Annotated in this window: 9 protein-coding genes; 2 read left to right on the top strand and 7 right to left on the bottom strand. The window is 45.4% G+C overall.

Annotation, left to right across the window (positions count from 1 at the left end; genetic code table 11):
* From HAT2_RS00170 to HAT2_RS00140, 7 genes are all read right to left on the bottom strand, one after another.
* A partial coding sequence (locus HAT2_RS00170) for a SufD family Fe-S cluster assembly protein (protein WP_147267442.1) occupies window positions 1–833 on the bottom strand: 833 nt, incomplete at its 3' end.
* Window positions 799–1,566, bottom strand: a complete 768-nt coding sequence (sufC, locus tag HAT2_RS00165) for a Fe-S cluster assembly ATPase SufC (protein WP_114544035.1) — start codon at window positions 1,564–1,566, stop codon at window positions 799–801. The genes sufC and HAT2_RS00170, both read right to left, overlap by 35 nt.
* Window positions 1,566–2,984, bottom strand: coding sequence for a Fe-S cluster assembly protein SufB (gene sufB, locus HAT2_RS00160; protein ID WP_114544034.1), 1,419 nt, complete (start codon window positions 2,982–2,984; stop codon window positions 1,566–1,568). Before sufB ends, sufC begins: the two co-directional genes overlap by 1 nt.
* Before the next feature lie 72 nt (window positions 2,985–3,056).
* Window positions 3,057–3,302, bottom strand: coding sequence for a hypothetical protein (locus HAT2_RS00155; protein ID WP_114544033.1), 246 nt, complete (start codon window positions 3,300–3,302; stop codon window positions 3,057–3,059).
* A gap of 293 nt (window positions 3,303–3,595) precedes the next feature.
* Window positions 3,596–5,920 (bottom strand): phenylalanine--tRNA ligase beta subunit-related protein, encoded by a 2,325-nt coding sequence (locus HAT2_RS00150; RefSeq protein WP_220253858.1) that lies wholly within the window; start codon window positions 5,918–5,920, stop codon window positions 3,596–3,598.
* 34 nt (window positions 5,921–5,954) lie between these two features.
* Complete coding sequence (locus HAT2_RS00145; RefSeq protein WP_114544031.1) at window positions 5,955–6,731, bottom strand: metal ABC transporter ATP-binding protein; 777 nt, start codon at window positions 6,729–6,731, stop codon at window positions 5,955–5,957.
* Complete coding sequence (locus HAT2_RS00140) at window positions 6,731–7,732, bottom strand: metal ABC transporter solute-binding protein, Zn/Mn family (protein ID WP_114544030.1); 1,002 nt, start codon at window positions 7,730–7,732, stop codon at window positions 6,731–6,733. The genes HAT2_RS00145 and HAT2_RS00140 overlap by 1 nt, the downstream gene beginning before the upstream one ends.
* Before the next feature lie 296 nt (window positions 7,733–8,028).
* Here HAT2_RS00140 and HAT2_RS00135 point away from each other — a divergent pair, with 296 nt between their 5' ends.
* Complete coding sequence (locus HAT2_RS00135; protein WP_114544029.1) at window positions 8,029–9,528, top strand: NTP/NDP exchange transporter; 1,500 nt, start codon at window positions 8,029–8,031, stop codon at window positions 9,526–9,528.
* Between the two features lie 129 nt (window positions 9,529–9,657).
* Window positions 9,658–13,956, top strand: coding sequence for a protein translocase subunit SecD (secD, locus tag HAT2_RS00130; RefSeq protein ID WP_114544028.1), 4,299 nt, complete (start codon window positions 9,658–9,660; stop codon window positions 13,954–13,956).
* Window positions 13,957–14,178: the final 222 nt, after the last annotated feature.

Below are 14,178 nucleotides of genomic sequence, written 5' to 3'. Positions count from 1 at the left end.
AATGTTCGAGGAGCCACATGTCGAACGGCTGTCGTTATAGCAAAACGTTGCCGTGCCGTGAGAGAATGAGCTGCGCCTAAACAGACTCTTGCTTCCTCACCAGAAAGGAGCACTGAATAATCTGCCCAGGTCCAAGGGCTAGCTGCCCCTCTTGAAAGACAAGTACAAGAGGCCTCCTTTTCTAAATGAATGGAGGTGAAAAGAGAAACCGGACAGGCAAGACGAGACCATTCCCTCTCTAAGATAAGAGAAGACCCTTTTTGCCCCAAAAGATGCAAATAGATCTGAACCCAATGTTTTCCAGGAGAAGCTGTCACACGTTCCGACAAACGTAAAGAGGCACCCTTCCCTAAGACAAAGTAAAACGTTGCCTGTTCTAACCATTTCTTCTTCAGAAAAAAAGGGGAAAAATCGATAACAACCGACTCTCCAGGCGGTATATAAACAAAAAGCCCATCGGAGGGAATTTGAGTTCCATAAACTGCTTTCCAAAAAGGGTGAAGGGGTTCTGTCTCCAATAGAACATCAAAGACAGAACGCGCTTCCTCTAAAGAAAAAACCTCAATCTCTGACAAACAAGAAGAAACACGAGGAGAGGAAGAACCCCACTCCCAGGACAACGTTCCATCAAAAGAAGGGGTATGACCTGCCTCCGGAGAATCTTCCTGCTCTAATAACTCACTAAGGGATCGAAAAAATAACTTCGAAAAGAAGGGGCAAGAAGAATAAAAATCTCTGAGACCGGACAAAAGGTCGCCTTCAGAAAGCTCAAGGCTCTCAGCAAGAAAATGGCTCAAACTAGTCGGGAAAAACGTGCGTAGAGGTCTGGACATAACGATAACCGTCCCGGTCAATTTCTGTTGCCAAGTCGGCCTTTCCGGACCGTACAATCCGCCCATCACATAATAAGTGAACGGATGTGGGTTCCAATAACTGAACGAGCTTGGGATAATGTGTAATGATCAAAGCAGAAAAATCTCTCTTCTGAAAAGAACGAATGAGGTCTACAACAGAAGAAAGAGCATCTAAGTCGAGACCTGAATCCATTTCATCCAAAACAGCTAACCTAGGAGAAAGAGTGACCATTTGTAAAATCTCACACCTCTTCTTCTCTCCGCCCGAAAAACCTTCATTCAAACAACGATCCAAAAAGCAGGAAGGCAGACCTAAGTCAGACATATGACGCAAGATCTGCTCTGCAAGAAGTTCCTCAGATAACTCCTCCAACTCTCTCTTCTCTCGCATAGAAGAATAAGCTTGCTGCAAAAAGTCTCTAAGACACACTCCTGGTATTTCAGGTGGATTTTGAAAGCTAACAAACAAACCCAGGTGAGCTCTCTCCTCCGGAGGAAGATCTAAAAGAGAGACAGAACCATTCCAAATCAAACGCCCACTGGTTACTACACAAGAAGGATGTCCAGCTAAAGTTCTCGCAAGACTCGATTTTCCAGCTCCGTTTGGCCCCATGATCACATGGATCTCTCCAGGAGCAATCTCCAAATCTATCTCATGTAGAATGGGTTTCTCCCCTATTTGAACGCGCAATCCTTGAATGGTCAGTAACATCAGCCAACAGAACCTTCTAATTTAATTCCAAGAATGGCCATCTCTTTGGCAAATTCCAAAGGTAATTGCTCAATCACGTCCTTACAAAAACCCGTCACCACCAACTGGATAGAGTCTTCTTTAAGAAATCCTCGAGTAGCCAAGTAAAATAACTTTTCTTCATCAAAGGCAGAAGTAGAGGCTTCGTGCTCTGACTTAGCCGAAGGATGATCCGTGCGAATATCTGGGAAAGTATTAGCCTGAGCATGAGCTCCAATAAGCATCGAATCACACTGTGTATAGTTTTGACTTCCTTCGCCTTTGAGAGAAACTAAGCCCCTGTATGTGTTTCGAGAATAATCGGCTGAAATGCCCTTTGAGATGATAGTTGAGGAGGTTCTCTTGCCAAGATGGACCATCTTGGTCCCCGTGTCCGCCATCATCTTTCCCGTTGTTAGCGCAACAGAGAGAAATTCTCCAACGGAGTCGTCGCCCTGCAAAATCACACTAGGATACTTCCAAGTAATAGCGGCTCCCATCTCAACCTGATTCCAAGAAATACGAGAACGATGACCTAAACAAATCCCTCTCTTGGTCACGAAGTTCCAAATGCCACCTTCCCCTGTCTCTGGATCCCCAGCATACCAATTCTGGACGGTGGAGTAACGAATAGAGGCGTTCTCATGAGCAACAAGCTCAACAACAGCTGCATGTAACTGATTGCTATTCCGTTCTGGAGCAGTACATCCTTCTAAATAGCTAACAGAGCCCCCAGCTTCTACGACAATAAGCGTCCTTTCGAATTGCCCAAGCTCACGATTGTTAATACGAAAATATGTGACCAAGTCCATCGGACAACTGACGCCAGCAGGAACATAGACAAAAGAACCGTCTGAAAAGACAGCACTATTGAGAGCAGCAAAAAAATTATCGCTTCTAGGAACAACCGTCCCTAAATATTTTCTTACTATATCAGGATAAAGACGAACGGCCTCTGAAAAAGAACAAAAAAGAACTCCTAGCTCCTTCAACTTTTCCTTAAAAGTCGTGACAACGGAAACAGAGTCAAAAACGGCATCTATGGCGACGCCTGTCAGTCTCTTTTGTTCTTCCAAAGGAATCCCGAGTCGATCAAACGTACGCAAGACCTCGGGATCGACATCGGATAGATTATTGACTTTAGAGCGCCGTTTAGGTGCTGCGAAATAGACGATGTCGTTATAAGAAATATTTGGGTAGGGGAAAGCGCCCCAATTTGGCTCAGCCATACCCTGCCAGAGACGATACGCCTCCAATCTGAACTGTAAAAGAAAATCTGGCTCTTCGTGTCTTGTAGAAATGGAACGTATGACCTCTTCGTTCAATCCTGGAGGCAAAGCCTCTGTTTCCAGATCGACAGAAAAACCGTGCCGATACAGTGATTGCCCGGCGTACTCCACTCTTTACCTCGACTTGATCTACAAACCCATCGCGACACAACAAAGGGGTGCCTATGTTGCATCATCTTTTGTTTACAACTCAAGGTCGTCTAAAAAATCGTAATCCTGGGGGATCTGGGGAAAAGAAAAATCTTCCTCCTCGAGCGGAGGAGAAGACGGGAAAAAATAAAGGGTTTCCATCGAAGCTAACCGAACGGAGGAAATTCCCTCTTCAAAGCCAACAGAGCGCAATAGACGATCCAGCGAGACGAGTTCCGATTCCAAATAATCATTAATCGACTCTAATCGGGCAACTTTCCGCCCTAAATCCTCAGACATACCGGGTTTCTCCTTAGTGAAGGTCATTTCATTCGAGAGCGAGGAATAAGGAAAAAGAAAGATCGAAGCGAGACGAGGCGGACACCAAAGCCCCTGTCCGAGACTGAACAGAGAACGACTAGAAAGACAGAATGATCATAAGGAGAGGCATCAGGACGGGGGAAGAGGCCAGTTAGAGATGATACGAACATTGTCCCCGAATAAGGCCATCCTAGCAGATCAATTCCAGAGGGTCAATGCACGTTCCACCCCCATCCATAGAGAAGACTACCTTTCTCTCCCAGGAGAAAGGATTAAAAATCCAAATTTGCTCGAAGGATTTGCACAACTTGTTGATGTGCCTCCTCCACCTCTTCATTCGAAAGAGTCTTCTTTACAGATCTATAGGATAACCGAAAGGTAAGGTGCTGACGCTTTCCCTCTGGATAAACACTTAATAAACTCCACTTCTCTAAAAGTTCATGAGCAGGAAAATGTTGTTGTACTCGAGAGTAGGGAATAAAGGTGTCAAGGGTAACGGTCACATCTCTTGAAGAGCCTGGATAAGCCGCCATAACCTCGAAAAGGTTATTTTTTCGAGATGAAACTAAAGGAGTTAGGCAAATTTCAGCAAAGAACGAGGGAACCGAGATCAGCGAAGACGTCAGTTTTCCTACGACACCGAACCATTCTCCCTGAATCAAGAGATCAGCTTGCTGGCCTTCTTGAAAAAGAGAGTAAGTCGAAGGATGGGCCGAAAAAGATGTACAATTCGTACGAGCAATCTCCTCTAACCACCCCAGGAGATCGAAAAGATCTCCCCTCCTCTGATCCTTCTGATCGGACCAAAAAGTCTCCTGCATAAAGTCACCGACCAGAAAAAGACCAAGTCGATCTTCCGCTTTCCACTTTCCATTGCTTAAACGACTGTAAACTTTTCCGATCTCAAAGAGACGGAAAGAGCGTTCTTCGTGTGACAAGTTCCTCTCGATATGCTCCAGGAAACTGACCAGGAGAGAAGACCGCAAAAATTCACGTTCTGTCGAGCTTGGATTTTGCAAACGAACGGCTTGTTCCCCTCTTAATAAAGCTTGAGATACAGACACTTTCTGGGATGAAGCAAAATCCAAACTCAGGATTTCCTGAAAACCCCATCCACACAAGCGATGACGTAAAGAACAAATTAAAGGGAACAGAGGGTCATGCATTCGTTCAGAGAGAGGAACACGCAAAGAAGGAGGCCTCGGCAAAGAGTCTAAGCCAATCTTTTTGACAAGATCATCTAACAGATCTTCAGCCCCATGTAGATCGCAACGCTCTGTCGAAACAGAACAAATAATCTGCTCCGTAGAAGAGGAAACCACAGCATGTCCCAATTCTTTCATGGCTTTTGTCACTTCTTTTTCACTCCAGGAGAGGCCTAAGATCCTCTTGGGTAAATTGACCGGGAAAGGAATAGAACGCGTCATGGGCAAAGGATCTGCTATTTGAAGCCATCTCCTCCCAAGAAGAGAGGCGATATTATGCGTGTCACATAAAACTTCAAACTGACGCCAGGCTGAATGAAAAGCATGCGTCGAACACACATGCTCGAGAAGACGAGCTTCAGGTGTTAAAAGTTGGTGACGACGAGCTGTTCGACCAATTTGATCTGGTTCATAAACAGCCATTTCTACTAAGGCATGTTTCGTTTTTGGAGAAACACGATATGAGTCTCCCTCTGTTACTCCAGAGAGCAACAAGGAGTCATCCCCGCTCTTGAGGACGACATCTTCTGCGTCCAAAGGCAAGGACTTTCCTCCTACTGTCAGAGACGATTTCACACCCCAAACCAAACGCAAGTAGGGATCAGAAACGCGATCTAGATCACAACAGAGGAATGGATAGCCCATATTAATGGAAACGTATTGCGCCACACTGGTTAGCGTTGGGCCCGGATCAAGACCAGACATGCACAAGCGAGAATAAAGATCCCAAGGCAACCAGCATGCGTTCTGGACCTGTAACTCGGACCAACCATATTGTCTGAAAGCCGAAATAGCCTCGACCGCTATCTGAGTCCGAACTTCTCCCTTTTCCGGTAAATCGACTTGGGAATGCCTCCATTCAGGATGGACAAGAGGAATTCCCTTTAGGGAAGAAAGATAAAGCGCTAAACCACGAATACTTTGACAAAAGCTTAAGTCAGGCGTGACAGAAAGGGAGAAAACAGAAGCTTCACTGCACCAATGACTCAACAACTTGCCTTCCTCAGACAGGACTGAAGGAAGTAAGGGCAAAACAGAAGGAAAAGCATCCTGGATCCAACTCCCTATCACTCCATTGCAACGACCAGGAAAGGAAGACTTGCCTCCCTCTATTTGAGAGAGGAACAGAAAAGGGACGTAGCTACCTAAGGGGGGAAGCGTACCAACTGGAACATAAGCTAAAGCAGATCCTTTGTCCCCCAGAGACAGTTGAACACAAGAAGCCTCCTCTTCGTGCCCTACGACTCGCGCAGAAACCGACTCTCTTAAAAGAAAATTTCTCTTTTCAAACCGCTCGACCTCAACACCACACGACTCCAAAACGGGAATTAAGTCCCTAGGATCGTGGTCCCAAACTAACCACTCCCTTAACCAACAAAATGGCACTTCCATTTCTTTCTCCTCACGATCTAACCCTTCTTCAACTTCATAGGGAAAGGATATCTGAGTCAGCAGAACGTTGAAAAACCTCACTGAAGAGATAACTCGACTGGCCATAGGCTTGTGATAATTTCTCAGTGGTAAAGACGTCCTCCACCTTCCCATAGGCAATCAAGTGTCGGTTTAATAGCAAAAGCGAATCAAAAAATTTGGAAACCACCATCAGATCGTGATGAACCAGCAAAATGGTTTTCCCGGAGGCCACAAGCCCACGCAAAATGGCCATAATGTCGGCTGCAGCAGCAGCATCAATCCCGGCAAACGGCTCATCTAAGAGAAGAAGGTCAGGTTGCTGCATAAGAGCCCTTGCGAGAAACGTCTTCTGCTGTTGCCCTCCGGACAAACAACCGATTTGACGATGGGCGAGGTCGAGCAGCCCAACAGCTTTCAAACACTGCTCTAAATCTCTTTGATCTTTCTCTTGGAAGCTCCCCCACAAACCCAAACGAGGTAAGGCACCCATCTGAACAACCTCTGAAACGGTAATCGGGAATGTCCAGTCAACAGAGGCTCTCTGTGGAATGTAGGCTATTCGATTCGACTGTTCCCGAAAAGACTTGCCCCAAAACGAAAAAGAGCCAACTTGTGGCCTTAGAATGTCAACAGCGCATTTTAAGAAAGAGCTTTTGCCCGCGCCATTGGGCCCAAGAATTCCTACAAGTGACCCCCCCTCGACGGACAGGCTGATATCACGCAGAACAGGGACCTCCTCATAAGTGTAGGACACGTGAGAGACAGCAAAGGGGGAAGCTTCCTCAGACATCACTCTTCCTCCAAAATTGCATCACGAAAAGCACGAGCGTTGTGAACCATCACTTCGATATATTTCCCTAAATGATCCTCCTCTACAGGACGAGGAAAAGAGTCACTGTACAAAGCTTGTTGAGACAAACGCAAAGCATGCCCGCTCCCCATACTCATTGAAACTAGTTTTGTCAAAGCAAGAGAAGGAACATTGACTTCTGGGAAGACAACACGGACATCGTGTTGCAACACAAACTCAAACACTTTTTTAAAATGAGAAAAGCTAACTTGCGCTTCTGGGGCAAGACCCTCAGGAGAAATATACCGCTCGATCCAAGATCCATCTTGTCTCTCTGCTTCCGATGCCAAGTAAGAACGAACGAAGTAACTAAAAGCAGAGTGAGCCGATACGAGATAACGCTTGCTGGAAGGGACTTCTTGCACCATTTGGCGGACCAGATCATCTGCTTCCCTTAGACGAATAACCAATTGCGAAGATCTTTGGAAAATTAAACCCTTTTTTTCAGGGCAAATTTCAGCCAAGCGATTTGCTAGCTCAGGAACGACTTGATATAACAACCTAAGATCCAGCCAAATGTGTGGATCTGGAAGCCCACCTGATCGAATGACAAAAGACTCGTCCAGGTTGGAAAGCAAAGATCCAACCGAAAAAGCGTGGGGCGATCCATCTAGGGACTGGAAAAGGGAGGCTCCATGTTCCAATCCAAGCCCATTGTAGACGACTAATCTGGCCAAAGAAAATAGGTCCCCATCCCCCTTCCGCAACTGATACGTGTGAGGATCCAAATCTCCTTGAATCAGGCAAACGGAATGCACACAGTCCCAGGCTAACGCATGCACCAGAGCCTCTAAAGGTGCAATTGTAGAAAGCACAAGTGGCTTCTCCGAACGATAACGTCCTTTTTTGTCTGAGGAGGTAAAAATAAAAGTCACTAGGGCAAAGAGCAGCAGAGGAGAGAGAAAGCAGAAAATACGGGATAAAGGACTTCGAACAACCATGCTTTCTTACAACCTTACTGAGGAGACCTAGAAATTTTACGGTATGCATCTGATTTGGGCAATCGCAGCGGGAACATAAGGAGGCAGAAAAGAGCTGAGCTTAAATCAACGCTAGATATATAAGTTCGGATCGACACGGGAGACGTGTTAGCATCTGGGTGCTCCTGAGGAAACTCGAACAGTGGTTTCCCTACTTCGGCTGTCTGAGACAACAGAGACTTTCGGCGTTACATTTTTTAAAGACGCCCAGTGGTTCAAATCCGGCTGCTAATTCTTAGAAACATAGAGGTTTTGCTATGTCTGGAAACGAAGGTGGTTTTTCAGGGTGGAGAGCTTATCTTTGGCCGATCCATGCGTTCGAACTGAAGAAGCTTCTGCCCATGTTCTTGATGTTCTTCTTTATTTCGTTCAACTATACGATTTTGAGGGACACAAAGGACACTTTGATTGTCACCGCTCCCGGGTCTGGGGCTGAAGCAATCCCCTTTATTAAGTTTTGGTGTGTCTTGCCAAGCGCAGTGCTTTTCATGCTTGCTTACGCGAAGCTTTCTAATGTCTTATCGAGACAAGCTCTTTTTTATGTCTCGATGACGCCTTTTCTTGTTTTCTTTGCCCTGTTTGCTACGCTCCTTTATCCTTACAGAGACTTTTTTCATCCAACGACGAGCGCAGACTACCTTGCTGGTCTGCTTCCTCAGGGCTTGACCGGACTGGTTGCGATTTATAGAAATTGGACCTATGCGCTCTTCTATGTCCTTTCAGAGCTGTGGGGTAGTGTTGGCATTTCCCTTTTGTTTTGGGGGTTTGCTAACGAGACCACACGTGTCACAGAAGCTAAGCGTTTCTACACTGTTTTCGGGTTGGGAGCGAATTTAGCCCTTCTTTTTTCTGGTCCTACCATTGTCCATTTTTCCAACTTTAGAAAGAATTTACCAGTAGGCTCTTCCGTCGATGCTTGGGGGCTTACCCTAAAATGGCTTATGGGCGCAGTCGTCGTTTGCGGAATAGCCAGCCTCGCAACTTATTGGTTTATTGACAAATTTGTTCTGACTGACCCTAAGTTTGCCCCTGAGGAGAAGAAAGAAAAAAAGAAGTGTAAGCTGTCATTTTCGGAAAGCATTTCAGCTCTTCTGCGGTCAAAGTACATTGGCTGTCTGTCTGTCCTAGTCATTTCCTATGGAATTTTGATCAATATTTATGAAGTCACTTGGAAGAATCAGATTAAGGCCCAATATCCCGATCCGTCTGACTACAGTGCTTTCATGGGGCATTTTTCGACTGCTGTTGGGATTGCCTCCATTTTTATGATGGTTTTTGTGGGAGGAAATGTTATCCGAAAATTTGGGTGGAAAGTGGCTGCTCTCTTTACGCCTGTTGTCCTTGTGGTGACTGGATCAGCTTTCTTTTTCTTTGTGATCTTCCGAGAAGGCCTCGCTCCTATGATCGTGCAGTTTGGAACGACTCCCACCTTCTTAGCAGTTGTTTTGGGTGCTCTCCAAAACATTATGAGTAAATCAACAAAATACTCTCTTTTCGACCCTACTAAGGAAATGGCCTACATTCCCCTGGATCAAGAAACCAAGGTTAAGGGAAAGGCTGCTATTGACGTAGTCGCTGCCCGTTTTGGAAAGTCCGGAGGGTCTTTGATTCAGCAAGTGCTACTCCTTCTCTTTGGAACTCTGTCAGCTATCACCGTTCCTCTCTGCATGATCTCTCTCGCCATTGGGGCTGTTTGGATCTACGCTGTTGATGTCTTAAACACTGAATTTACGAAGCTACAACAGAAAAAAAAGTAGTGTGTCATTCCCCCTCCTCTCTGAGGGGGACGTGTCCTCTAAACAAGTCTTCCGCTTCGGAATCCGTAGCGCAGAAAGGAAAGAAGGCTCATTCCTCTAATCTTCCCCTTATTACATGGAGCGCCCTCAATGCAGAAAGGCAACTTTAGGTCTTTTGCAATTATTTCAGCTGTATTTGCCTTTGGATTGTACAGTCTTTTCCCGAGCCTCATTTGTCATTGGAAGAATCTGAATGGGCCAATGGATCGACATGATGCCCAGAAAGAGATCGAATCTATCCTTCACCGAATAGACGATTTGAAATCGTTTTCCGTTACTTGGCTTAAACACTACTGTCGACATATCGGAATAACGCCTAAAAGGGTGCAATTGGATCATCAGTTTCCAAGGATGATCAAGATTGCCTTTGAAACAGAGGATGACACGACCAAATGTAACGAAATGTTACTGCGAGCTGGGCATCTCATCCCCAGGATTGGAGCTAAACTGACAACGCTCCCAGAAGAGAAAAAAGAAGTAGCCAAAGAGGAGGAAAAAAAACGGCTCGATCTGATTGTGTCGAGGGAGCCTGCCCTCGATCTAAAAAGCCAAGGTTCTATCGAATTCTTGCAAAAATTCGATCAACAGGGAGCCTTAACGGATGAATATCAACAGATCATCCGGGAACGTCTCGAAAGAATTAAAAGAACACTGGAAAATAGATCCGGTTCCATTTTGCAGGATGTTCAGCAAACGCGTGCTAATCCGAAAGATAAGGAGCCTCTTATTCAAGCAGCCGTTCGAATTCATGAGTTTGCTGATGCGCTTGGTTTCGACCCGGCTTTCCTTCAGAGAGTAGGAAAATGGCTCGTTCACGAGGATCAGGAAGAACAAAAAGAGTTATTGGCACAAGTTCGACATATCTCTCAAAGGTTGCGTGAGAAGGACCCAAAGGAAAACGAAAAAGAGGACCAAGAACAGCTTAAAAAAAAGCTGTTAAGTCTTGACCGACTTGCCTTCATTGTTCAGTCTGCACAGCTGCCTGTGCTCCCTAAAGAAGGAGAAAAGGAAAATTATTTAACAGTTAGCCACCCCCTCTTCAAGTCTGTTGCTACGGACTGGGATTCTGGGTGTTTTTGCCTTGAACTTTCTGAACCTCTCCGTGGACTGCTTAGTGACGACAATACAGAAAGGAATTTGATTAAAGATTGGGTTTTTTCCGAAATTAATCGCCTGAGGGAACTGTGCAATGAAAAGTTCACCCCGAAAGAAAATCTTTTCCTCTCCCCATTAGAGAGTCGACCAGACACTCTCTCCTTCTTAAAGCTCGATCTCAAGCCTCTCTTTGAAGAAGAGAAGGTTCGACTTGTACAGTTTATCCTGTCGAATTGGCAACCAGAAACGCCTGAGTTAACTTCGACCCAATTGCCTTGTCTATTTGCAGAGGAATACAATAACAGTTCACCACAAGACAGGCGCTTCTCCTTCCTTGTACTTGCCCCTCTTTGTGATCGTTTGGACAAATTAGACCTGTCTCAGGATGCACATTCTGTTTATTTTATCTTTTCTGGGTACAAAGAGATTCTTCGCAAAAAGAACACAGATCCTGTGACAAAAGAGAAATTAGAATCTGACTTAAAAACCTTAATTAAGCTTCTTCTCCGGCAAGGTTATACGCTTGCGTCTCCTGATCAATCGGTAACTAAAGCGTTTCCAGATGCTCTCGTCTTAGCTTTACCCTACCCTGCTAAGAGTTTAATTCGTGCTACCCGAGAAAAATTTCAAATCTTTGAAAATCTAGCCCTCTTAGAGATGAGCACAAAAAAGGCTCGAGTTGCAGTCAGAAATCAGATCGAAAACGAGATACAAGAAGAACTTCTCAAATGGAGAGATGACTATCGAACGAACCAGTCTGACCTAAACCCAAAGACAAGCTTCCTTGTCCCTCGTCCCTGGCAATCGCCTATTTGGGAAAACGCGAAATTAAGCTTCAGACGTTACTGGGCTGGAGACACCCAGCGTGCTATTCAATGGGGGCTTGACTTGTCTGGAGGAAAGTCGGTTCGTATTGCTTTGCTCGATCAAAGCGACCAACTCGTCACGGATACAAAAGACCTCCTCCAGGGCCGTGAAGAACTAGTTAAGCGTGTTAATCGCATGGGCTTATCTGAGGTCTCTGTTTACCTTGAGAAGGACAGCTTAGTCTTTGCATTCCCTGGGTCACAAGGCTTTTCAGCCAATGAGTTGATTGAAGCCACCAGCATGACTTTTCATATTGTAAATGAGCAGTTTTTCCAAAAGGACGACAAAATTTCAGAAGACGCCCATCGCTTTTTGCAAAAAATTTGGGATGAAGCTGTTGTTTCAGGCCATGTGGACCGATCCTCTCTTAATCGCCTCGCTTATGAGCATCTTCACGGCTCAAAAAGAAGCGAAGATGGCATGGCAGACCGTCTGATCACTGCAGGCTTAAACTTTGCAAATCCTAAGGATCCAGAAGCTAGCTCAGCTCTTGATGAAAAATTTTCTACGATTGCTTCGTTTCATCTTGATCCTAAGCAAGACGAACTGCCCAGAAAACATCCACTAACGATTCTCTTTCGCAACTATGCCTTGCGTGGTTCCGACGTCTCCAATGTCCACGCCTCTTATGACAACATGCGTGGTTATTTTCTCAACTTCGAAGTTAAGAAAAACAATGAAAGAGAAGAAAATCCACAAGATGCCTTCAAAGAATGGACTGGATTCTATTGCAAGGAGGGTGTTGCTGGTACGCCCAAACAGATTCGAGGAGAGCGTGGCTGGCGCATGGCCGTTCTTCTTGACAGTGAAGTGATTAGCATGCCGGAACTTCAGTCAGAGCTCAGCACAGGAGCGTCTATTTCCGGTCATTTTTCTCAAAGAGAAGCGAATCGCTTAGCGGCAGACTTGAAAGCAGGCTCTCTTAGCTTCAAGCCCAAGATCCTTTCTGAGGAAAATATTAGTGCTGAGTTGGGTGCTCAAGAAAAGCAGAAGAGTCTTTTTGGCTTTCAAATTGCTTTATTGCTCGTCGCAGTCATTATGTGCAGCTATTACGGCTTTTGGGGCCTAGTGGCTTCTATCGCCCTTCTTTTCAATCTTTTTCTCCTATTTGCCATTTTGCAGCATACAGGAGCAACTATCTCTCTTGCAGGTTTAGCAGGAATTGTTTTGACCCTTGGAATGGCTGTCGACTCTAATGTTCTTGTCTTTGAAAGAATTCGGGAAGAGCTTGGACTGGGGCTTCCTTTAGCAGAGGCTATCCATATTGGTTACAAAAGAGCTTTCGCTGCCGTTTTGGATTCAAGTATTACCACTTTGTTGGCCTGTTTCATCTTGGCTAAGTTTGACTGTGGGCCCGTAAAAGGTTTTGCCATCACTTTATCGATTGGTATTTTTGCGTCGATTTTCACAGCTATCTTCTCTACACGTACTTTTTTCTCTTGGCTTCTTTCCAAAGAGTGGTCCTTTCCTTCCCGTATGTGGAATCTTTTCTCCAGTTGCTCGGTACCTCTTTTTCAGTGTGTCACGCCCTTTATTACGCTATCTGTCCTAATCACTAGCCTAGGTGCCATTTGCTTATGGGACCACCGTTCTAGCCTTTTTGGTGTTGACTTAGTTGGGGGGACAACCTTAAACCTCGATTTCCCTCAGGGGTCAGGAGAAATGCGTCCACGCGTTAAACAGGCTTTTGAAGAAGAAGGGATGCCTCCCTCTCTCTATCGCTTGCAGGAGAGAGGTTCTCCTGAACGTTTAAGGATTTATCTCACAAACACAAGTTACCACTACTTTGACGGAGCGTCTGGTCTCTGTGCTATTTTGGAAAAACAAGGCCTTCCTATACCTGCAGATACCCTTAAAAAAGCGGTGGACAGTTGGGCCTCTGTTAGTGGTCATTTCTCTCAAACGATGCGCAATAACGGGCTCATTGCGCTTCTCTTGTCTCTTCTCTCTGTTTTGGCCTATCTCTCAGTTCGATTCGAATGGCAATACGGTTTCGCTGCTCTCTTGGGCATCTTACACAACTTATTACTCACATTTGGCTTCATGGGACTCTTTCTTTTCCTTGATTATCCTATTCAGATTGACATCCAAGTCATTGGAGCCATCATGACTATTGTCGGATATTGCTTAAATGACACAATCATTGTATTTGACCGAATTCGAGAGGATCTTCAACAGTCAAGAGACAAAATGTTCAAAAGGGTCATTGAAGGGAGCATCGGAGCGACTTTAGGGCGAACCTGTATGACTTGTTTAACAACTTTGGCTGTTTTGCTTTGTCTACTTTTATTCGCTGGCCAATCTCTCTTTTCCTTCTCTCTGGTTATGACCACGGGCGTCGTTATTGGCCCTTTCTCTTCTTGTTTCGCTGCTATCGTACTGGAATGGCTCCAAGAAAAAGTCAGACCCCGTAAACAGAAAAGATAAACAACCTCACCCAACCTAGGAGAGGAAATTCACCTCGTCAGCAAATGGAAATCTGTTATTAACTCAAAAGAGAAGCCCCCGTTGAGGGGGCTCCGGACTCTTCCCTGATTAACCAGCTTTAAGGAGCCTCCTGCGGTTCCCTAAAACGTGTTCCCGTTGATACTTCTCGATATCCTTGATATGAATAACCCAAGACGAACCCTTGCGTTCAGCTCTGAGATG

Source organism: Candidatus Similichlamydia laticola (assembly GCF_003339615.1).
GTDB lineage: Bacteria > Chlamydiota > Chlamydiia > Chlamydiales > Parilichlamydiaceae > Similichlamydia > Similichlamydia laticola.
This window is presented reverse-complemented; position numbering and strand designations above follow the sequence as displayed.

Bases quoted from the DNA above. Each gene is read 5' to 3' on its own strand.
- sufC (WP_114544035.1), bottom strand. From the start codon at position 1,566: ATGTTACTGACCATTCAAGGATTGCGCGTTCAAATAGGGGAGAAACCC.
- HAT2_RS00155 (WP_114544033.1), bottom strand. From the start codon at position 3,302: ATGTCTGAGGATTTAGGGCGGAAAGTTGCCCGATTAGAGTCGATTAAT.
- HAT2_RS00150 (WP_220253858.1), bottom strand. From the start codon at position 5,920: ATGGAAGTGCCATTTTGTTGGTTAAGGGAGTGGTTAGTTTGGGACCAC.
- HAT2_RS00145 (WP_114544031.1), bottom strand. From the start codon at position 6,731: ATGTCTGAGGAAGCTTCCCCCTTTGCTGTCTCTCACGTGTCCTACACT.
- HAT2_RS00140 (WP_114544030.1), bottom strand. From the start codon at position 7,732: ATGGTTGTTCGAAGTCCTTTATCCCGTATTTTCTGCTTTCTCTCTCCT.
- HAT2_RS00135 (WP_114544029.1), top strand. From the start codon at position 8,029: ATGTCTGGAAACGAAGGTGGTTTTTCAGGGTGGAGAGCTTATCTTTGG.
- secD (WP_114544028.1), top strand. From the start codon at position 9,658: ATGCAGAAAGGCAACTTTAGGTCTTTTGCAATTATTTCAGCTGTATTT.